Genomic DNA, 21,908 nt, shown 5'->3' on the forward strand with positions numbered 1-21,908 from the left:
CGTGTAATTGCCTTAATAATTTAATCATACTACAAACTATTGCTTGTGGAATGCTTAATACGCCCTAAACCTCGCTTAAGTGGCGGCAGCATTTCGAGAATTGTTCGCATCGCAATTCCTGAGAGGGCACCTAAAGCCCCAACGACCTCTGCCGTAAAGGCCCACCCTTTGCCTGCGTGCTGCGTAGATGGCGAACACTAGTGCCCGCGTTGAGTTTGGTGGTCCTCACAGCCGCGGTATTTCCCGCGGCTTGGCCGCGGCTGCTGATAGCCTGTCGAAGTTCGATACGTGCATCGCCGCTCTGGCGATCTTGGAAGCCGCAGTCGTCATTTTCGCTGCCGCAGCCGCGAAGTTTTTCTATATCCATCTCTTCATCGGCAATCCGCAGCCATGGCTGCCATATCTCGGGCCCGCTCCCCTGCTCGCGAGCACGCTTTATCTCTTCATGAAGCGGGCAGGCCTTTACGATTCCAGCGCCGTTACTCAACCTGTTGTGCCATACGGCAGGATCTATGGCACATTGGTGACATCGTTCTTGCTGCTTCTCGGCATTCTTTACACTCTCAAATTCGCCGATTGGTATTCGAGAGGCTGGTTCCTCATGTGGTTTGGCATGAGCGCCTTTCTTTTGATCACCGTCCGCATCTTCGGAATGCATTATCTTCGCCGGATGGTGGCGCAGGGCAGGATTCGCCAGCGAATTGCTATTTTCGGCGATCCCGATTTTCTCGGCGCAATGAAAGACCAGGTTGAAAGCGCCGATCCATCGGCGGCAATTGAGGGCATCTATCTGGCGCCATCTAACGCTCACAACCAGAACCTCCTTTCCAACGGAGGTCTCGATGAGCTGAAGAGCGCCATAGAACGCGACCGGTACGATACGATCATTATCGGTTTTCCTGCCGACGAAATCGCGCGGATCAAGGTCGCCGTGAGCGATCTGGCATCCTATTCCATAGAGCTCCTTCTGTGCACGAAGCTCGACTCCAACCCGACCATTATCAGAGGCACAAGAAGGCTCGGAACTTTGCGAACCGACATCGTCAATCTCGTTCCCCTGTCGGAGAGCAATCGCGTACTGAAAGCCGCCCTCGACTATATTCTTGCTGGAGTTGGCCTGCTTCTTCTCTCTCCGCTCCTCTTCCTCATAGCGGTCGCGATCAAGCTCGATAGCCGTGGGCCGGTGTTTTTTCGTCAGCGGCGATACGGTCAGAACAATCGAATTTTCCGGATCTTCAAGTTCCGAACGATGTTCGTCGCGGAGGATGGGCAGCAAATCAAGCAGGCCGAGCGCAACGATCCCCGAGTGACGCGCGTCGGCTGGTTCCTGCGCCGCACGAGCCTGGACGAGCTTCCGCAGCTCCTCAACGTTCTGACGGGCGATATGTCAATCGTTGGCCCGCGTCCGCACGCTTTGATCCACGATCAACTGTTCGAGCAGCAGTTCGACCTCTTTTCTCTTCGGCGCCGTGTCCGTCCCGGCCTGACGGGATGGGCGCAAGTGCACGGGTTCCGCGGAGAGACCAAGACGCCGCTCGATATCCGCAAACGCGTGGAACACGACCTGTATTACATCGATAACTGGTCTGTGTGGTTCGACATCGAAATCATGACGCGGACGATTTTTGTCCTTTTTCGCGGAGCCTTTTGACTGCGCGCTTCTCTTCAACACTCCTTACTGACGCATTCAAACCGGGCGGCCTTCCTCGGGAGGCCCCACAGTATGCCCATGCCCTAGCATGCGTGGTTGAAAGATGGACGTGGGTATGAGTTCAGGATCGATGCGATCGCCGGTATTGACGCTATGGCTCTCGATTGCATGTGCAGCCGGTTGGGCAAGCTTCGCCGAGAAAGCCCAAGCCGCGGAAAAAGATGCGCAGACCGGTGGCTCACCCTCGGCAGATAAGCCCAGCACTGACACATCCTGGAGTGAAGGATTGAAGCGGGGCGTTAACGGGCCTGTTCCCGTGATCGTCGTCGATCAGTTTGGATATCCGGCCAAAAGCAGCAAGATCGCCGTTATCCGAAACCCTCAGCTCGGATACGACAAAGACGCTTCATTTGCGCCTGGGCAACAATATCAGGTGGTCGATCGCAGCACTGGCAAAGCCGTCAAGAGTGGAGCGCCGGCGGTTTGGAACAACGGTGCGACAGACACCTTTTCCGGTGACCAAGTCTGGTTGTTCGACTTCTCGGACGTGGAAGCTCCCGGAACCTATGTGATCGTCGATTCTGAGCACAATCAGCGTTCTCCTGAGTTCGACATCGACGATCATGTCTACCGCCGCGTGCTCAAACACGCGACCCGCATGTTCTTCTATCAGCGCGCGGGCTTCGAGAAGACTGAGAAGACTGCCGGGAAGCCATGGGCCGATAAGGCGAGCCATCTTGGCCCGGGACAGGATCCCTTCGCACGCTCATGGATCGCCAAAGATGATGCTTCGCAAGAGAAGGACTTGCGAGGCGGTTGGTTCGACGCTGGCGATTACAACAAGTACACAAATTGGGCCGCGCGCAACATGATCTCTTTGCTGCGCGCCTTCGACCAGAACGCGGGCGCGTTCGGAGACGACTTTGGAATTCCAGAATCGGGCAATGGAATTCCGGACATTCTCGATGAAGTGAAATGGGGCCTCGACTGGCTTCGGCGCATGCAAAATGCCAACGGCTCGCTGCTGTGCGTTCAAAGCTTAGCCGAGGGCAGTCCTCCGTCGGCAGCAAGGGGGCCAAGCTTCTATGGCCCGCCGACGACCAGCGCGACACTGATGGGTGCGGCTGTATTTGCCTATGCGTCCAAGGTCTATTCGGCCCGGCCCGAACCGGAACTCAAAGCATACGCGGCAGATCTGGCGAAACGCGCGAAAGCGGCTTGGGCCTGGGCCGCTGAAAATCCAACCGTTCTTTACTACAACAATGACGACGGCAAGCAGCCCGGTTCCCAGGGGCTCGCAGCGGGCCAGCAGGAGATGGACGACGCGCACCGTCTGGCGGCGCGCTTCGAGGCCGCCGTCTATCTTTTCGAGATCACGTCCGATCCGCAATTCCGCGAGTTTGTGGATGCGAATTTCGCGGCCGTCGTGCCCGACTGGGGCCCATCTCAATGGGACGCTGTTGGCCAGGAAGCGTTGCTCTATTACGCCCGGCTTCCCGGTGCGAGCGATGCCGTGAGAACTGCGATCTCGGCTAAATTCATCGCTCGCATGACGCAGAATGCCGATCAGCTGCCCATGATCATCGGCAAAAAAGATCCATATCAGGCGCCGATGAAGGATTTCACCTGGGGCAGCAATTTCTCAAAGGCTGCGCAGGCGAGATTGTATGAACTCCTCGCGTTATACGCCCCCGATCCAGCTGTCGCTGCTCGGGCCAAATCGGCGGCGCTCGGATATCTGAACTATCTGCATGGCGTGAACCCGCTCGGGCTCGTCTATCTGACGAACATGAAGCTCGCGGGCGCCGAGAACTCTGCAACAACGATGTATCACGTGTGGTTCGCGTACAATTCGCGACGGTGGTCGAAAGTCACCCCATTTGAGCCGGGACCTGCACCGGGATTCCTCGTTGGCGGGCCCAACCCGGCTTATTCTCTTGATTCCTGCTGCTTTGCGCCTTCAGGAACGCCGAATTTCAAATGCTACATGTCGCCCTCTTTCTCCCTGTGCCGCCGGGGCTTCTCCCCGCCGCTTAGCCAGCCGCCTGCCAAATCCTATCTCCAATTCAACGATCCTTGGCCGGCAAACTCCTGGGAAGTCACTGAGCCCAGCACTGGCTATCAAGCAGCCTACATCTTGGCCCTGGCTCCTTACGTGAATTGAGCGATGCTCCCTGATGCAGAAATCCGCAACGCCCATTCCCTCATTACACTGACCATGCGCGCCTCCGCCGCGGCCGAATTGCATCTCCGTGTCTGAAAGCCGCTTTGATTGCTGTACGGATCGCTTAGACTGGGCGTGTTATCGCTTACCTTATTGGACGCGCTGTACAGTCTTCACTGCTCCTTGGACGGCGCCGGATTAACGAGGACTATAGGCGAAACTGGCGTTGGGCTTATCACATCGTATATGCATGAGCCGCTTGCCGTTTTGATCAAAGAAGCTAAATGGAAAATATTCATTTGCCGCTCGTCTCAGCAGTCATCTGCACGAGAAATCGCCCCGAAAAGATCGGGCATGCGATCGAATCCATTCTAACCAATTCATATCCGAACTTCGACCTGACCGTCATAGACCAGAGCACGAGCGACGACACCGAGGCCATCGTCGGTCGCCTCCGGGCGCGCGACTCGCGCATCCGCTACGTGCGCATGCGCCAATCCGGGCTATCGCGGGCTTACAACTTGGCGATCGCCAGCACGACCGGCCCCATTATTGCGTTTACTGACGATGATTGCTTGGTGCCTCCGGACTGGATTGAAAAGATCGTTGCAGCCTTTGATAGTCAGCGGGACGGTGAGTTGATCTACGGTCAGGTGGTTCCTGCGTATCCCGAAGGAGATGGAGAAGCGCTGACACCGCTTCTGCGCATTCAGAAGCCCGAACGACTAGACCGGGCGAACGGCTTTCGCGTCTTCGGCATGGGAGCGAATTTTGCGGCACGACGATCGCTATTCGAGCGCACGGGTCTCTTTGATGAGGCGCTCGGAGGTGGCGGACCGCTCAAATCCTCTCAAGACTTCGATTTGGCTTATCGTGCTTTCCGGAGAAACGCGGTCATCCTCTTGCGGCCGGAGGTCATCGTTCGTCACGATGGCCGCCGCGAAATCGAAGACTGGCCAGCATTGCTTCGCGCCTACGGCTTTGGTGACGGGGCTTTTTACTCGAAACATGCGCGCTGCCGGGACGTCTACGCGACTTGGTTGGCAGCGAAAAATTTCGCAATCGTGAGCGCCAAAGTTCTCATAAAGCGTGCGCTTGGCGGCCGGCCGCCGGAAGTCGATTACCTCGCGGGCTTCGTCCAAGGGGTACGCGGCGGGCTGAAGTTCAGCGTTGACCGGGCAACACTTCTGTACACTGAGAAGAACTGAAGAGGGCAGCCCGGGTGGGGAAAAAGATCGTCATTATCGGGGCGGGCCCGACGGGACTTGGTGCAGCGTATCGGTTAAGCGAACTCGGTCATGAAGACTGGGAGATATTTGAGCGCGACGATCATGTAGGCGGGTTGGCCTCCAGCTTCACCGACGAGCATGGTTTCATATGGGACCATGGCGGACATGTGATGTTCAGCCATTACAGCTACTTCGACGAGCTCGTCGAAAAGATGCTCCGCGGTGACTACGATCAGCATCTGCGGGAAGCATGGGTGTGGATGTTCGATCGCTTCGTGCCGTACCCTTTTCAGAACAATATTCACCGGCTGCCCCCAAAGGTTTTCATCGAGTGCGTTTTGGGGATCATCGCGGCTCAGAAGGGCCATTTAGGCCGCGATAACTTCGAGAACTGGATCAATTCCGTCTTCGGCGCCGGCATCGCCAAATATTTCATGACGCCTTACAATTTCAAAGTGTGGGCCCATCCGCTCGAGATGATGTCGGCATCCTGGCAGGGTGACCGTGTGCCCACTGTCGACATCGCTCGCATTCTCGAAAACCACATCGAGAACCGCGACGACGTTTCGTGGGGACCAAACAACAAATTCAAGTTTCCGCTGCTCGGGACCGGGATGCTTTATGACCGCATCGCCGAGGCTCTGCCCAAGCCTGTCAACCTCAACCACGAAGTGGTCTCGATCGATACCTCGTCCAAAGCAGTCATGTTCGCGGGCGGCCGCACGGTGAGCTACGATCTTCTGATCAATACGATGCCGATCAAAGAGCTTGTGACGAAAATCAAAGGCTGCCCGGATGAGGTTCTCGCCGCGACGCGCGACCTGCATCATACTGAGGGCATGTTTATCGGCATTGGCGTTGCCGGCCCGTGCCCCAGCACAAAGTGCTGGATGTACTTCCCAGAGTCGGACTCACCATTCTACCGCGTCACTTACCTGTCGAATTACTCGCCCAAGATGACGCCGCCGGGGCCGCATTTCTCGCTGCTCGCCGAGGTGTCCGCTTCTCCCTTCAAGCATGAGAACGCCGGCGACGTCGTCGACCGTACCATCAAAGGCATGGTGAGCAGCCAGTTGCTCACGCCCGAGCAAGCCGAGCACAAAATCGTCAGCCGGCAATTGATGCGCGTGCCATACTCCTATCCAGTCCCTACTATTGGGCGCGATCGGGCCTTGGCCAAGATCCACCCGTGGTTCACCCAGCAAGGAATCTACTCGCGCGGCCGGTTTGGGGCTTGGCGCTATGAGATCGGGAACACCGATCATTCGGTGATGCAGGGCGTCGAGGTCGCCGAATATTTGGTGCAGGGGACTCCAGAACGGACTTGGGCACTGCTACCGGGAGAGGAAGCGAAGGCCCGGATCGCTTAAGATGAGGTCCCCGCCGGCGTCACCTTAGTCACTCGCGACGCCAACCATCAGGAATATCCAGGGTGCGGATCGGCCGAGCCGGTACACCCCCAACCACGGTTCTCGGCGGCACATCCGCTGTCACAACCGATCCTGCAGCAACCACCGCATGATCTCCAATCGTCACGCCGGGAAGAATCGTTGCCGAGCGGCCGATCCAGACGTTGTTACCGAGGCGGACCGGGGCAACGCGGGTCGGCTGTGATGGCTCAAGCTGATGGTGGTCGGTATCGAAGATGGCGACGAAATCCCCGATCAGGCAGTCGTCCCCGATGACGATGCTGTGGGTTGCTACGATGGTCGCGCCGGTATTGATGAAGACGCGCTCGCCAATAACCAACGAGCCATTCTCTCCCGCTCCGATCTCTATCGGAACAGTCTTGCAACGTAGATAGAGACGCCCGCTGGTGATTGGTCCGGAGGAGAGGATCACCGGACGCTTCCCGTCCACCGTTACGATGGCAGATCGAGCCCCCGCGTGCCGGAACTTTGCCGTGGCCCACAGGCTGAAGGGCACGTCGAGAAGCCTGATCAATTAAGACGTCCCCCTTCAACAAAAGCGAAGCAGATCGAGGCGGCTCCCGACGAGCGTCGAAGCCGGGCCCAGAGCGCTTTTAGCGTCGTCAGGCGTGGCGCCGCCAACACTCTGTTGGCAGACGGTTATCGAATATCGATAACGAGCAGATCAAGGCCTTCCCATCAACACACAACTGAGAATGCGACCGGGATTAACAAAGGAATGGCCGCGCAACCTGCATTTAGAAAGATAACTCTCGCGCGTTGACACTTAAGCAGCACCTGCCACAGTGTATTAGGCTTTGCAGAAGAAATGCATTGCCGATTCTTCAAGCAGACGTCGTTATCCCTCTGCCTTTTACGGTTGCCCGGACAGAGCCGAGCATCCCCGGTCATAGTTCAAACAAGTGGCTCCGGAATGCCAAACCTCTCCCATGCAAAAGCCGCTCAAGCTTCCAGCGGGAGATTTCCTGGTGCCGCGATGCTGGCGGCTATGCCGGTGTTTGCCTTTTTCTATGTTTTGCTGATCCTCCCGTTTCTGCCTGATGACGGAAAAGGGCGTACAGAAAACATGCTGCTGTGGCCGGTGATTGCCGCAGTCACATTGGCGCTTGTTCTTCAGAATTCGCCGCGCATAGACAGCAGGTTCGTCCGCTCCCTGCCGATCTTGGCTTTGACCGCGTATTTCTTGTTTGCCGCGGCGAGCGTCACTTGGGCCTATAGCCCATATTTCGCTTTCAGCCGGGTTGTCGTCGCGATCCTCGCCACCATTGTCATTGTGCTGCCCTTCGCACTTCCCATACGGACAACGCACATCATCCCTGCCCTGCACGCTTGCTGTGCTGTCGCTCTTGCTGTTAGCGCAATCTTCGTCTTGACGACTCCTGCCAGCCCGATAGGTCATCCTGGATATTTCACCCATAAACAGGAACTCGGCATCCTTGCCGCGGCAGGGGTTATCTTGTCATGCCATGAAGTGTTGTTCCGCGGCTGGCGCAGGATCCTCGCTCTTGTCACCATCGGGTTGGGTGTCTGGCTGGTTCTGGCAAGCCAATCAAAAAGCGCCACAGCGTTCGCGCTCTTCTCCCTCGGGTGCTCGTGGTTTATCTTGCTTCTCTGCAAGAAAGTCCGGATCACTCCCGCGTATGTCTTAGCCGCTGTCGTATTTGCATCGCTTTTTGTCAGCCAACCCGTCGAGAAAATTGGCTGGAGGCTTTACGGGGACGCCACGCTCACGGGGCGAACGGGAATCTGGGGCTTCACAAACTATCAGATATCCCGCAAGCCCTGGCTCGGTTGGGGATTTCACTCGTATTATTTCGTCCCGAATTCGCCTCAAGAGCAGGCTCCGGGATACATAAAGGACATGCCCTCAAGCCATAGCGGGTATCTGCAGGTCAAGCTTGAGACAGGCCGGATCGGCTACTGGATATTTTTGATCTTTGTCTACGCATCCCTACATTTGCTGGAGCGTGTGAGGCGTAAGGATCCAGTTCGGGCATGGTGCTATTTATCGATCGAACTCTTTGTCATCCTCATCAACCTCACCGATTCTGCTTGGATTACAATTACGCCTGTCTGGCTGCTGTACCTCATCGTTGTTGCGGCATCGGTCCGCGATTCATTGCCAAGCACGCGGACAGTGCTGCGTGCGGGACAGTCCTTGGTGCAGCGCCCGAGGAATTGGAGCAAGGGACGCCTTGCAAATGCCCGGAGCGCCTCTGCGGTGACGCGTGCTTCCTGATGATTTGCACGGTAGCGCGATAGACGGGCCCATTGCTTCGAAAGCAACAGCGGCGGCATCTAAGCTTTTCTAGCGCCCTGTCAGCTTCCAAACCCCGGCGTTCCAATTCGATGAGAACACAACGCGGTTTTGAGCATCAAAGACCATGCTCAAAGGCCCGTCGCTGAATGATTGCGAATTGTAGGGCTTCCAGTTCGTGCCATCCGATTCAGACGCATAATAATATTGAACGGGTCCGATCGTGCTCTTACCGGTGTTGGAGCTGGCTGTGTAGATATACGTGCCATCTCCCACTATGCCTGTGTAGCCGTCCTGATTGTTCGGTGCTCCGGCGTCTGACCATGTCAATCCGAAGTCCGTTGAACGAAGGAGGCGATTGTTGCCACCTAGGTAAAGTACGCCATTTCGCGAACGATAAAGGCCGCTTCCACCGTGGGATTTGTTGAAGGAGCTGACCTTATTCCAAGTTTTGCCGGAGTCAGCTGAGCGCCAGATGCCGGCATCCTGGGTCGCCACGATCCACGTTTCTGAATCGAGAAAGGCCGCATAATGGCTCGTCGTGCCGGCCGCCTGTGGAAGCGGATGAATAGTCCAGGTCTTGCCGCCATCCCGACTTTCCCAAACGCCGACAGCATTCGGGGTATGCGACCAGGGGCCGTGCGATGCGACAAGGATGTGCAAATGGTTTGAAGGATCAATATGGATCGAGCCGATATCATTCGTCGTCTGACTGATGATGGCCGGTGAGAACATTTGCTGCCAGGTCGCGCCGCCGTTGGTTGTATTCCAGAGACCCTGCGCGCATCCAAATCCATCGCTCGTGTAAACAACGTTGGCATCGGTCGGGTCGATGGCCATCGCCCAGTTTCTATGTTCGATGCTTGCGCACCCCTCGCCCTTTCCTGCGCGCCCGCCATCCCAGTCGAAATAAATGTTGGCAGGGTCCGAAGGCAGGCCGACGTTGGCTTTGAACCAGGTTTTTCCGCTATTGAAGCTCTTCCAGACGCCCTGATAATTTGTGCCGACATACAGCGTGGTCGGCTCCGATGGGCTCGAGAGGATAATCTGCGTGCCGTAGTTGTTGGGTGGGTCATTGAAATCGAGAGAGATCGGCGGAGTGATATCTTGCCACTCGATTGCGTCGGCCACGGTGACCGTCACCTCGTCGCTTATGGCCAAGTCAGCACTCGTGGCGACGACGTGATAAACGCCAGGAGTGCTTGGAGCGCTGTAGATGCCCTCGGCCGAGATCGAGCCACCGGCGGCCGGCTCCCGAATGGACCAAATGACCTTGACGCTCAAACCTCCGTTTAGACGCGCAACGAATTTGAATGTATTATTCGGTTTTAGCGCTACGTCGCCCTGGAGAATAATTACACTCGGCGCCAAGTCGCGTACGGCAAATTTGAGAGGACTGGTGCTCTGGTTCACCGCCAACAGCATCGAGATGACCGTCATGAGTGACATCAGTCAGAAACATCCTCTCACCGATCCGAACGAATGGCCTTAGCCTAGAGAACTCGGCCGAATGGCTTCTACGGGTCCAGCGCCGTCGCTCGTCCTCTGTGCGCTCTGATGCCTGGCGTCGGCTGGGCTCTTGACCTCCGCGGGCCAGAAGCTGCGAACGATATCCCATGCGTGCTGTAGATCGCTCGGCAGAACGAGCCGGGTGGCCATGGCCGCTATTGCAAACACCAGTGCATAGAGCGGGACGAGGCCCCAGAGCGGCAGTGGCTCTACAGGCGAGAGCGGCAGGACCGTGCAGAGCGCGGCAATGTACGCCCGCAACAGATGTAAGATGGTGGCTCTTCCGACAGCCGACCTTGGAAGCAGAAGGCAACACGCGATCGCCGCAGGTATTTCCGCGACACCGGCTATGATCACCAAAACAATGGCTCCATTGCCGTAGTGCTCTTGTCCATAGCCGATCAAGAACCAGCCGAGGACGACGCAGAAAACAATCCGGACAGCACTCACCCCGACCATTGCCTTATTACGGCCAACGGCGCTGATGGCAGCTGCCAGCAGAAGTACGAAGAACAGCAACGGTATAAAGATCGCGCTTACGCGCAGTATCGCTGCAGTGTGCTCAAATCGGCCCTGCCCGTAGATGATCGCGACCGCATGGTCCGCAAAAAGATAGAGCCCAGATGCCGCAAGTGCCGCCACAATGAACAGGATCCGTGCGCTGGCAGCGATCATGTTCCGGAGGTCCGGCAACGAGAGCGCTGCGCGCGAAAGCTGAGGAAAAAACGCAGTCACCATGATCGTTGCTGGCGAGGTGACGATGCCGAATATGGTCCGCGACGCGCCGTACCATCCAACGACTGCCGGCCCGGCGAAGGCGGAAAGCATCATTATTTCGACGAAAGGTTGGGAGGCAATCACAAGCGAAAATGCTGTGATCGGCGCTCCGTGCACCAGAATTTCACGATGCACATTCATCCCGGGTGCTTTGACGGGAAAACCCAGCTGCAAGGCGCAGAATACACCCAGCAACAGCGTTGTGATGCCACCAACGCCTTGCATGAGAATGACATCCGTCAGTCCGCCGCCAAAGTACAAAGCAATTGCGGTGGCGATGAGCGTCAGGGCCTTGCCGGCAATGTTTGCAAACGCATCGAAGTCCATCCGGTCTTTGCCACGAAACAGAAATCCGAGCGGGGCATAAAGCGCGGCCGGCAGGCCCACGACCATCGTCAAAAGCGTCAGCATTACCACCTGATCGCTGTAGCCCAAAGCCCATGCAATGGCGACCGCGACTGCACACCCGATGACCATCGTCACCAGGCGAAAGGAAAGCGCAGCCCCAACCAGCTCGGGTTCGTCAGAACGCCCTCGCGCTGTCTCTCTCACGATATAGGTCGTTTGCCCCCAATCGACCGCCACGCACACGAATGCCGTGATCGCCAAGATGGAGTAAAGGGTGCCGAAATCAGCGGGGCCCAACGCGCGTCCCAGGACCGCGGCGAGGAGGACCCCGATAGCGGTGGATGCGACTTGCCCAATTCCAAGGTGAAAGACGTTACGAGCCAGAAGCCTATGGGTGTTTGATTTCACGGACGGCTCCGGACGTGGTCTATACTCAGTACGCGGTACAGCTAAACACTATATTGCGCGCTATATTCAGTGAAGCGTCTGGCGTAGCGAAGGCTAATAGGACGCAGTTCCTTTCGACGAAGGTGCTACTCGCCACTCTTACTGGCTTACGCTAGCCCAATGGACGGCGCCGAAACGTTGTATCTCAATATTCAGCAGCTCCTGGCATTCAATATCTTCCTCATAGTGACGACTTAAGAAACGCGGCAAGCCGATTTACGTAGTGGTCAAGATTCATCTCCTGCTCGACAAGCTTGCGCCCATTGCTGCCTAGGCGAGCGGTTTCCTCAGGCCTGTCGCAGAGCCGTAGGATTTCTTCGCGCAGAGCGCGTGGATCACCCGGCGTTACGTAAGTCCCATTTTCCCCTTCGACGATCACATCGGTCTGGCCCGGAACTCGCGAGCAGATAACGGCTTTTCCCATTGCCATGGCTTCAAGAATTGCCGTCACTCCCGCCTGAAAATCGACAGGCTCCAGCGGCATGACAACCAACCGGGCGTCCGCGTACAGCTGGCGCAACGAGAACTGGCTGTACTCACGCACCGTCACGTTACCAGGCAGGCGCTGCCCTGCGGTCGTATCTTTGCGCCTGGACCATGGCGACGCCGCCGCAATCACCACATTCAAATCCAAGCCTTCCACGGCCTTAAGCAGTGTTGGATAGTCGCGCCGTTCGAGACCAACCGCGCAAATCGTTGGACGAAGAGAAGGCTGGGGCTCGACTTTGCCAGGGGCAAAAAAAAGATCGTCCACCATGAACGGACTAAATAACACCCGATTGTCCGCGACGCGCCATCGGTCTTGGATGAAGCGCTTCTGCCAGCGGCTATAGACGATAAAAGCATCGATGTGGCTGTGGAGCCTTAGAAAGTCGATGATCAGCGCCTTCTTGGGTACCGAGATGATGTGCGTAATCATATAATGGCGTGGCCGATCCCCCCGCGCGATCTTCATCAAGGCCGCGAGTGGCAACCCGATCTGCTCGCCGTCAGTGAGTATCACTTCATATTGCGTACGCAGTTTCCAGGTGGCGTAGGCAAGGACTAAATTGGATCCTGCGAGCCGTTCTAAAGCTCGCGCGAAACGTCCGGCGCCGGCTCGCGCTTTGGCGTAGTCAAGTATATCGGCATTCAGGCCGCGCGCGAGTTCCAGATAATCAGCCCGCGGACGTCGGCCTTCGGCAATCTGAGCCGATATATCCGGCGGGATCGTGCCGGAGACCGTCAGCAGCACCCGCCCTCTTTGCTTACTTTGTTCAGCCTTCACTGGATTCTCTTTTTGACCGGCGATCTTCTCAATCGTCGACGGATCGGATTACGCGCGCGGGCTGCCCCGCCGCGAAGGAACGCGGAGCGATGTCGCGGGTCACCACGCTTCCGGCGGCAACAACGCTGTCCGCTCCGATAGTCACACCGCTCACCACTATGACCCGCGCGCCGAGCCATACATTTTCTTCTAGAACGATTGGAGCAGAGGCCGGTCGAGCTCCTCGTTCAACGGGGTCAATCTGATGGAAATCGTTGTCCATCATCAGCACTTCCATTCCGAGTTTGCAGTTAGGGCCGATGCTGATGAGCTTCGTCGCAATAATTGAACACCCGTAATTCATGAATGTCCGCGCGCCTATTTCGAGTTTTCCGTCGCGCTCGGTGGTGAGTTGAATTGGGAGGCCCCCTGAGACCAGGCAGGCTCGTTGACCAATAACCAAGCTGCCGTGATTTCGAACGATGGGCCGTCCCCACAGCCGTACGCGCTCGCCGAGCGAAGTCGCGTTGCGGAGATACCACCGCGCCCGCAACACCGCGAGCGAATCGTCCAACATCTCAGTCGCCGTCATACGATGGCCGGTGGGTACCATGCCGCCGTTTAGAAGGCGCCCCAAAGGAGCGAACATAAGGGCGTCCCTTGCTTAAAGCTTGAGGTTGCAGCGCGTGGGCGAGACACTTCTCCGGTTCGATGGCGTCTTTCGAAGCCCAGCCCACGCCAAACAAAACCGTCTGCGGATCATAGCAAATCATTGCGCGTCTCACAGCCAGTCTCTTCGAAGATAATTAGTGACCGGGTGCATCTTCGGTTTCTTGATCGGGAGAAAGCTCAAGGACCTCTTCCGTCTGAAACACTCTACTTTGCGCACTCCCCCCGTATTTCACTCACAATACCCCGCCCAAGAAACCCGCGTTAACTTATGGCTTTGGCCGTTCAATATCATGAGCACAAAAACGCGCCAGATCTCAACTGGATGACTGTTGGGCCCAAGCTCTTCCCGTGTGCCATTAACTCGTTTATCGAGAAGAGCGTGCGATCCTGGCATAAATACTGCTTACACTGACATACTCATCTTTCTCCTCAGGCCTTTAGCAGAGCCTTACAGGCGCCGGCTCCGCTGAAATGGAAATTGCGCGAGCGGCGACACCAGGCACGCTTTCAATTCGAGACATGCGAGCGAACGGGTTTGACAGATACGATCGAGATAAACGTCGCCAAATAGGCTGCATACGTCGTAAGAAAGTGAAGCAAGCGTGCTGGGTGGGTCATGAAGGCGTTATTGGTCAGGCGTTAGCGAGATGGCGATCCGAACCCTGTTTCTGAATACGCGCGACACGTGTGGCGCCGATGTTGCCGTCCACCTCACGCTCATGGCCAACTTCACTTCGGATGAAGCAGAGGTCTTTGTTATTTCCAACAGCGATGCCTCAGACGCCGAGGAGATGCGGGCTCGCTTGGCCGGAATGCCGCAGGTTCGCAGCTCGTTTTTGCCGCTCGGTAAGCCCGCCGAATATCAGGCAGGCAAGGGCCTGATTGGCAAAGCGCTTGCTTATGGACCGAGCGCCGCGTCGTTGGCGAAGGTCGCCGCCTTCATCCGCCGGAACCGCATTCAGATTATTCACACAACCGACCGGCCACGCGATGCAAGTTACGGGAGCTTGCTCGGGCGTGCGACAGGGACACCTTCGATCGTACAAATGCATTCCCATCTCGGCGATTACCATACGGCCCCGACGCTTTGGGGAATGCGCAATGCCACCGCGATCTTCGCCATTTCGGATTACATCCGGAATGGATTGGGACAAATGGGGCTCGATCTCGGAAAAATCCATACGATTTATAACGCCGTGGATACCGATCACTTCGATCCGCGAAGAGAGTTGGGCGCGCCGGCGTCCATCCGCAGCGACTTTGGCATTCCGGATAATGCGCGGCTTCTGGGAATCGCGGCGCGGATGAATCCGTGGAAGGGCCAGCGCGAACTAATCGGCGCCGTAGCGCTGCTGCGCCAGTCGCATCCACAGTTGCATGTCATGATATTGGGCGCCGACGTGCCTGAGTTTCGCTCGGCCTTCGAGCGGATGGCGCGTGAGGGAGGCATCGCAGATCGCGTGCATTTCGCCGGCTATCAAAGCGATGTTCGACCCTTTCTTCGCGAGTTCGATATTTTCGTCCATCCCTCATATGCGGAGCCTTTCGGCTTGGCGATCGCTGAAGCGATGGCGATGGAAAAGCCGGTCATCGCCTGCGGAACGGGCGGTGTTCCCGAAATCATCACGCATAACCTGGACGGGCGCCTTGTTGAAGAGCGCTCTGCTGAAGCGGTTGCGGCGGAAATCGCCTCTTTGATTGGCGACGCTGATCTCCGCCGGCGGTTGGGAGAGTGCGCGCGGCAAACCATCCTTCGCCGTTTTACGCCACGTCTGCAGTGCAGTGAGGTGGCGAGGCGCTACGCCGGCCTCGTCGCCGCATCCAACGGTGAAGCGATGCGAAACATTCCGAGTTCGTTGGGAGTCGATGGAGGATCAGCATGTTGACAGTCGATGATGGAGTTCGCGCAGACGCGAAGGAAAATCCACTCACCGCCGCGGAGCGAGAAGACCTCAAGGAGACGTTCGCTCGCGACGGCTACTTCGTCATTCGCAACGTCGTCTCACCAGAGCGGCTGGCGGAACTGCATAGAGCCCTCGAGCAGGAATTCGCAGCGGCAACGAAATCGGGCGCCCTGTTCTCCGGAGGCGGTCTGAGGAGCGGCCATTTGAATTGCTTTCCTGGTTCAGGTGCCCGGTTCGTCTACGACACTCTTGAAAGGCGCGGGATCATCGACCTGATCAAGGAGATCGATCCTCGGGTCGTTCGGATGCCGAATGTCGGTTGCAATTTCAATCTGCCTGGCAGCCACACCCAGCATTATCACCTTGACCGCCCATTCACGCGCGACTTCATGATCGCCAACATCGCGGTCGTGGACACCAACATCGAGAATGGGGCGATGGAGGCCATCCCCGGAACGCACAAGCGCTTCTATAAATACACGCAGTTTGTCCTGGAGCGCGTGGCTCGCAAAAGCATTCGCGTCACGTTGAACAGGGGAGATGTTCTCGTTCGGTCGTCGAACGTGTGGCATCGCGGGACGGCTAATCGCACGTCGGTTCCGCGGCCGATGCTTGCCCTAACGTGGGAGGACGGCGGCAACCCTCTCGAGGATCCCTTTATAGCCGAAGGTGGCAAGATCCGGTTTCTGCCGAACTGGTTCAAGCCGACCAGAGCAGGTCGCATTCGCGAGCAGCTCTTCGTGAATATCCCCGCAACCTACGCGGCTTTACGTTTTGCCCGTTCTCTCGTGGACAAGGAGTATTGAGAAAGCCATCGGCAGAGCCTCAGGGCGCGGCTTCCGGTAGCGCCGGGCGGCGGCGAGAATTTTTGCAAACATCGGCTTGCCAGTTGGCGAAGACTGCGGCCGGGAGTCCAATTTCGCGCAGAGCGCGGAGGCCCCGTTTTCGCAGTCTCCGCACTTGCGAAAATGCATCGGAAAAAGCGGCCGTTGGACTTTGAATTTGCGTGAGCCCAATCCAAAACGGGCACATCCGCGGGACATAAAACTTTGCAGATGCCCTTCCCTCAACTCAGCGTCGTCGTGCCGACGTACAATCGCCTTGGGAGGTTGCGGAGCGTCATCTCCGCCTTGGAGTGCCAGCAATATCCCGCGCAAAACTTCGAGATCATAGTCGTATCCGACGGCTCAACCGACGGCACGGACGATTTTCTAAAAGCGTACCGCTCCGAGATCACCCTGCGATTTTTCCCGCAAGCCAACCGTGGTCCCGCGGCCGCGCGCAATCTTGGCATCGACAAGGCGCAAGGCGAGCTGATCGTCTTCATTGATGACGATGTCGTGCCGCAACCGATGCTTTTGGCGGAACACGTGCGTGCTCATCGTGAGGCGGCGCGCGAGGTGGCTGTCATCGGACCACTGCTTTCACCTGACGGCTTCGTCATGTCTCCCTGGGTCCGCTGGGAGCAACAGATGCTCATGAAGCAGTACAACGCTTTGCAGTCTGGTATCTGGCAGGCCTCCGCCCGGCAATTTTACACCGGCAACGCCTCACTCCCCCGGGCTCGCATTCTGGCCGCCGGCGGTTTCGACGAAAAGTTTCGGCGTGCAGAAGATGTCGAACTTGCCTATCGCCTCTCAGATCAAGGATTGGGTTTTGTGTTCGCGATGGATGCGGTCGGCATGCATTTCGCCGAGCGCAGTTTCACTTCCTGGCTCAATGCCGCATATACCTACGGAGGTAACGACGTCATTTTTGCGCGCGACCGGAACCAGCAATGGCTGCTTGCGGCGATCGAGAATGAGTTTCATCAACGTCACGTTCTGATCCGCTCTCTCGTCGGCATGTGCAAGGGCCGTCCGCAACTCACATCGCTCACGACCGCCGCGCTTAGGTTCGCGGCCAATGCCGCGAATATGATGCGTTCCGAGAAATTGGAAGAGATTGTCTACAGCGGGTTATTCAATCTTCAATACTATAGAGGGCTGCGTGATGAGATGGCCAAGACGCGATCACTGTCTTTCCTTGGCTGATGCGATATTCACGCACGGCGCATTTGGGGCGCGGGTTCACCGCCTAATCTGGCTACGCGCTGGCCGAAGCCGTCAATAGCCTGTGAAATTCTTCCTCCGAGAGCGGCGGCGATGCGTAGTGCCGAAGATTGGCTGTGAGCTGCTCGATGGTCCGCATCCCTATGATGGTGACGCCTATGCGGCGTTCTCGCAGCGAGAACTGCAACGCAGCCTCGGTCGTTGATCGGCCCATCTGTTCCACGATCCGGCGAAGTTTCAGCACGCGTTCCCATTTGGGTTCCGAGGAGCGAAGCTCATTCTCGGTGAGTGTTTCCTTCAGCGCTCCTCCTGCGAAGCAGCCGCGCGCAATGATCCCAAGCTCGTGCTTTGTCATCTCTTCAAAGGCGCCGTCGCGCGCTTCCAAGTCAAGAATGCCGAACGGGATCTGCAGGCTTGAAATACCCTCTAGACCGAAGCAGTGCCGCGCGACGTCAACTGCATCAAGCGCGATGCCGAAGTGCCGAATTTTGCCTTCCGTCTTAAGCCGCGCCAGCTGCCCGAGCGCTTCCTGGAATTGCGCGCTTCGCAGCATCTCTGATGATGGACTGTGCATTTGGTAGAGGTCGATGTAGTCCGTCTGCAGGCGCCTCAACGATGCCTCTGCGGCCTGGCGCAGATAGCCAGGTGTGAAGTCTTGCGGAATGAGACCAGCCGCCGACGTCGGCACACCCATCCGCCGGAAGCCAAGCGCTTGTACGACGGGCTTGGCGAGCGGCTTTATGAATTGAATAAGCTTCTTCCCCGCAGGTGTGCAATAGCCGCCTTTGGTTGCGATGAAGACTTTGTCTCGCGACTTCCGGAATGCCTTGCCGATCAGGATTTCGCTCTCTCCCTGCGAATACATGTCGGCGGTATCATAGAAATTTATGCCGGCGTCCAAGGCCGCCGCGAGCGTTGCGAGGGACGCCTTGCGGCCACCATCCCGGGCAAGAAGGCCGCCGATCCGCGCGCCTCCGAAACCTATCTCTGAGACCTTCCAGCCGGTTTTTCCGAAAACCCTGTGCTGCACGCCTTCTACCCCGTGACATTGGCTTTCAAGTCGCGCGCCAGCTGGCCGGCTGATCGTGCCGCAAGCGCCATAACCGTCAGTGTCGGATTTTTTTCGGCACCCGTCGTAAAGGAGCTTGCGTCGACCACGAGGACATTGGGCGCATCGTGCAGCCGTTGAAAGCTGTCCGTCACGCCAAATTCTGGCGACGCATGCATCCGAGCTGCCCCGCCATAGTGCTTGGCCGTTCCAGGAAAAAGTTGCGGGACGATGTCGCGAATAGTGCCTTTGTAGCCGGCGTTTTCCATCAGCTGCAGAAAGTACTGACGTGCGCTGATGACATTGGCCAAAATTTCTTCTTCGAACTCGATATGGACTTCGAGCTTGGGCAAGCCAAACTCGTCCTTTTGATCCCGCGAGGGCCGGACGTAGTATTTCTCTTTGGGGATCATCGTTCCGAAAACCTGCACGCCGAAGGATGTCGACTTCTGGCCAAACCGGCTCTTGATCTTACCGATCGTGCCGAAAGCGCCGAGCGTCCATGAGCACGCAAGCAGCGGGTCTGATGCCGTATGCGGCAGGCGCGTCAGATATGCCGGGGGCGACAACGAGGTGATCGGCTTGTCTATGTCGACGGCCCACCACTCGCGCGGATGATCATGGAGATATTTGCCGAGCAACCCGGCGCTGTTTCCAAGGCCGTGCGGGCGATCGCTGCAGGCCGAATTGAACAACAGCTTAGGCGAGTTCAGCGGACCGCAGGCGATAACGAACGCGCTGCCGCTGACGCGCTTCTGCGTTTCTGTCTGCCGGTCATAGTAGACAGCGGCCCCTGCCCTTTGCTTCACCCGGTCCCATTCGAGCATCAGGACATGCGCTCCCGTGACGAGGCGAAATGCGGGATTATCCCTCAGCTTTTGCAACAGAAGCGCGTAGCTGTTGAAGGCAGTCCCGCGGCGAAGCAACAGGAATGGCGGTCCATCCGCCAGCGGCATCGTGGTCATCCCCTGCCCGTGCTTCAAGGCCGAGCGCGCAACCTGTTGCCAGTCGCTTGGGATCTGATGTTGGTAATCGCTGTAGCCCGCGGGCAAGCTCGGGACGCTGTTCGCTCCGGCCGTCACCCTCATGTGGCGTTCCGCGATTTCGTAATAGGGCGCGAGTTCGTCGTAGCTCACCGGCCAACGGAATTTCTCGTGCACCTGTTCGCCAGCCGTAAAATCTTCGGCGCAGAAGCGGGGCACGGCACCCGTCCACTGATTGGAAAGGCCGCCTAGGGCGTAGGTGTACTCGAGATTGGTCTCGGGGTTTCCGGTCACCACGAAGCCGCCGGCTTTGCGCATCGGCGGGAGGCGGCGATAAAAATTTCGTCCGCCGATCCTGACAAGCACGCCGTGCTGGATATCGTCGCCGGCTTCCAGCAGCGTTACAGGAATGCCTTTGCGAACCAGTTCGTGCGCGGCCATCGCGCCTGCCGGACCACTCCCAACCACAACGACGCGACGATCATCGACCATGAGCTTTTTTCTACATCATGTTTCCGCCTGATACTTAGCGTATTGGCTGTTTGGCGCCATAACCATCGAAGCTCTTGATTAGCGCAAGCGGCCCGCTCGAATTTGCCGATCAGCCCGCGCAAAGAATAGGCACAAGGCAATACGTGACGACGTTCTCGCAAATTGGTTGACGGGTATCGGAGAGATCCGCCCGGCAAGAGAAACAGAGGCGCTGCACATCGTTATGCCCGGCGCCGCCGCCGCGCGATTATCTCGGACGCCTGATCCCAATGTGCGAGGCGGCGCCGGCTCAGGGTCCACCAGTTCCGCCGACAATCACGGCGGTGCTGCCACCGGCTCCGCCAAGAATTTGCGCGCTCGTCAGGACGGTCGCAGCGTTGCCGACGTAGCCCGCGGCAGATGAGGTCCAGAGCGTCATGTAATTGAGAGCTTTTCCGACCTCGATCGAGTCCGCATTGGCAACGTAGAGGATGTCCTTGTCGCGCATCTGGAACTTCTGCGCCATGAAGAAGGCTGAGGGGTCTCGGAAATTCAACCTATAGACCGTCGGAATCCATTGCTGGCCTGGGGCGAACTTGCTGAGGTTCACATTCATCAGCTCAAGCGTCCGCCGGCGCTCTCCACGGTAGATGAAGGTTTGCGACGGGTTTGCCCGCTCATCCACGAGGCCGCCTGCTTTCGCAACTGCCTCGTTGAGGGACAGGCGCTCCTGACCGAATTGGAAGATGCCATCCAGACCGATCACATCGCCGCCACCGATCGTCGTGCCGCCGGTGGCATTCCCCAGTGCGCCGAACGCGACAAACGATCTTGGACGGCGATACACGTAAATCACGTCACCGGCCTCGACGTAGATATTTTCCCTCGGATTATTGATGATGTTCGAAAGACGAACGGTTCCGATCCTGTTTTTGCGTTGAAGGGTGATTTCAAGATCATAGGGCGCCAGCTTGCCGGTTGCGCCTGTGCTGGTCGTCTTCGATATCATGTCCAGAATGCGCTCGCCGGCACCTGTCAGCTTGATGCGGCCTTGCCCCGCGTCGCCGATGACAATCACGGAATCCGCATTTTGCTCGGTTACGTTGACGATGACCTGAGGCTCGATCGCGCGGCTCGCGAGCTTGGACTCTATTTCACGTTGTATCTCGTACGTTGTTCGTCCGGCCGCCTTAATCTGTCCCGCATAGGGAATTGAGATCGTACCCTTTCCACTGACCGTTTGAGCCGGAAGCGTTACGTAGTTGCCGGCGCGTCCCGCCGCGTCTCCCGTAACGAACAGGCCGCCCGCTGAAGATTCAAAAATGGACGTCTGAACCACGTCGCCGACGCCGACGCGGACGACAGGTACCGGCCCACGCTGCTGGCCGAACGTCCCGTAGAAGCTGTCCGGGGAAATATCGTCCAAGACGCTGATAACGAACGGATTGATATCAATCAGGGCATAGTCGAAGTCGACGGCGTTCCGGCTCGTATAGACCAGCAGCGGGTCGCGTCCGTTGGAAAGCGTTGTAGTTGCACCGGTATGGATATCGCGATAGCTCGGGCCGTCGACGGGCAGTTGTGTGCAGGCGGCAAGCAGACCAGCGACCGCTGAGACAATTCCAGGAACGATGATCCTATTACGGCCTCTGATCATCGATCCCTCTCACAAACCCATATCGGACAAGCATCAGGATGCCCGGCTCTCCCCGAAGCCGGAC

The 21,908-nt window shown here is 57.5% G+C and carries 15 protein-coding genes and 1 pseudogene; 8 read left to right on the top strand and 8 right to left on the bottom strand.

Annotated elements, in window-relative coordinates:
• Positions 1–187 precede the first annotated feature (187 nt).
• From VFG26_RS08685 to VFG26_RS08700, 4 genes are all read left to right on the top strand, one after another.
• Complete coding sequence (locus tag VFG26_RS08685; RefSeq protein ID WP_325024324.1) at positions 188–1,651, top strand: undecaprenyl-phosphate glucose phosphotransferase; 1,464 nt, start codon at positions 188–190, stop codon at positions 1,649–1,651.
• 286 nt (positions 1,652–1,937) lie between these two features.
• Positions 1,938–3,815, top strand: a complete 1,878-nt coding sequence (locus tag VFG26_RS08690) for a glycoside hydrolase family 9 protein (RefSeq protein WP_325024326.1) — start codon at positions 1,938–1,940, stop codon at positions 3,813–3,815.
• Positions 3,816–4,099: 284 nt separating this feature from the next.
• Positions 4,100–5,023 carry a glycosyltransferase family 2 protein gene (locus VFG26_RS08695; protein WP_325024327.1) on the top strand — a complete coding sequence of 308 codons (924 nt, stop codon included), beginning with the start codon at positions 4,100–4,102 and terminating at the stop codon, positions 5,021–5,023.
• 14 nt (positions 5,024–5,037) lie between these two features.
• On the top strand, positions 5,038–6,414 hold the full coding sequence (locus VFG26_RS08700) for a protoporphyrinogen/coproporphyrinogen oxidase (RefSeq protein ID WP_325024329.1): 1,377 nt from the start codon (positions 5,038–5,040) through the stop codon (positions 6,412–6,414).
• A 64-nt stretch (positions 6,415–6,478) separates the two neighbouring features.
• Here the strand turns inward: VFG26_RS08700 and VFG26_RS17635 are convergent.
• Positions 6,479–6,628: pseudogene (locus VFG26_RS17635) on the bottom strand (DapH/DapD/GlmU-related protein); the annotation flags it as partial.
• 759 nt (positions 6,629–7,387) lie between these two features.
• Here VFG26_RS17635 and VFG26_RS08710 point away from each other — a divergent pair.
• A complete protein-coding gene (locus tag VFG26_RS08710; protein ID WP_325024333.1) occupies positions 7,388–8,713 on the top strand; it encodes an O-antigen ligase family protein in 1,326 nt (441 codons plus the stop codon).
• A 69-nt stretch (positions 8,714–8,782) separates the two neighbouring features.
• Here VFG26_RS08710 and VFG26_RS08715 read toward each other — a convergent pair whose 3' ends face one another.
• The 4 genes from VFG26_RS08715 to VFG26_RS08730 form a co-directional block, all read right to left on the bottom strand.
• Positions 8,783–10,180, bottom strand: coding sequence for a hypothetical protein (locus VFG26_RS08715; protein WP_325024335.1), 1,398 nt, complete (start codon positions 10,178–10,180; stop codon positions 8,783–8,785).
• 39 nt (positions 10,181–10,219) lie between these two features.
• Positions 10,220–11,773 (bottom strand): oligosaccharide flippase family protein, encoded by a 1,554-nt coding sequence (locus VFG26_RS08720; protein WP_325024336.1) that lies wholly within the window; start codon positions 11,771–11,773, stop codon positions 10,220–10,222.
• Positions 11,774–11,993: 220 nt separating this feature from the next.
• Positions 11,994–13,079 carry a glycosyltransferase family 4 protein gene (locus VFG26_RS08725; protein ID WP_325024339.1) on the bottom strand — a complete coding sequence of 362 codons (1,086 nt, stop codon included), beginning with the start codon at positions 13,077–13,079 and terminating at the stop codon, positions 11,994–11,996.
• 28 nt (positions 13,080–13,107) lie between these two features.
• Positions 13,108–13,635 carry an acyltransferase gene (locus VFG26_RS08730; RefSeq protein WP_325024341.1) on the bottom strand — a complete coding sequence of 176 codons (528 nt, stop codon included), beginning with the start codon at positions 13,633–13,635 and terminating at the stop codon, positions 13,108–13,110.
• Between the two features lie 742 nt (positions 13,636–14,377).
• Here VFG26_RS08730 and VFG26_RS08735 point away from each other — a divergent pair.
• The 3 genes from VFG26_RS08735 (at position 14,378) to VFG26_RS08745 (ending at position 17,667) form a co-directional block, all read left to right on the top strand.
• On the top strand, positions 14,378–15,616 hold the full coding sequence (locus VFG26_RS08735) for a glycosyltransferase family 4 protein (protein ID WP_325024343.1): 1,239 nt from the start codon (positions 14,378–14,380) through the stop codon (positions 15,614–15,616).
• Complete coding sequence (locus VFG26_RS08740) at positions 15,610–16,440, top strand: phytanoyl-CoA dioxygenase family protein (RefSeq protein WP_325024345.1); 831 nt, start codon at positions 15,610–15,612, stop codon at positions 16,438–16,440. The genes VFG26_RS08735 and VFG26_RS08740 overlap by 7 nt, the downstream gene beginning before the upstream one ends.
• 249 nt (positions 16,441–16,689) lie before the next feature.
• On the top strand, positions 16,690–17,667 hold the full coding sequence (locus tag VFG26_RS08745) for a glycosyltransferase family 2 protein (protein ID WP_325024545.1): 978 nt from the start codon (positions 16,690–16,692) through the stop codon (positions 17,665–17,667).
• 52 nt (positions 17,668–17,719) lie between these two features.
• Here VFG26_RS08745 and VFG26_RS08750 read toward each other — a convergent pair whose 3' ends face one another.
• From VFG26_RS08750 to VFG26_RS08760, 3 genes are all read right to left on the bottom strand, one after another.
• A complete protein-coding gene (locus VFG26_RS08750; RefSeq protein ID WP_325024347.1) occupies positions 17,720–18,715 on the bottom strand; it encodes an aldo/keto reductase in 996 nt (331 codons plus the stop codon).
• A gap of 5 nt (positions 18,716–18,720) precedes the next feature.
• Positions 18,721–20,208, bottom strand: a complete 1,488-nt coding sequence (locus VFG26_RS08755; protein ID WP_325024349.1) for a GMC family oxidoreductase — start codon at positions 20,206–20,208, stop codon at positions 18,721–18,723.
• Between the two features lie 289 nt (positions 20,209–20,497).
• The gene (locus VFG26_RS08760) at positions 20,498–21,844 is read right to left on the bottom strand and encodes a polysaccharide biosynthesis/export family protein (protein ID WP_325024351.1); all 1,347 of its coding nucleotides are present in this window, start codon (positions 21,842–21,844) and stop codon (positions 20,498–20,500) included.
• Between the last annotated feature and the right edge of the window lie 64 nt (positions 21,845–21,908).

The organism is Hyphomicrobium sp., assembly GCF_035687085.1.
GTDB lineage: Bacteria > Pseudomonadota > Alphaproteobacteria > Rhizobiales > Hyphomicrobiaceae > Hyphomicrobium_B.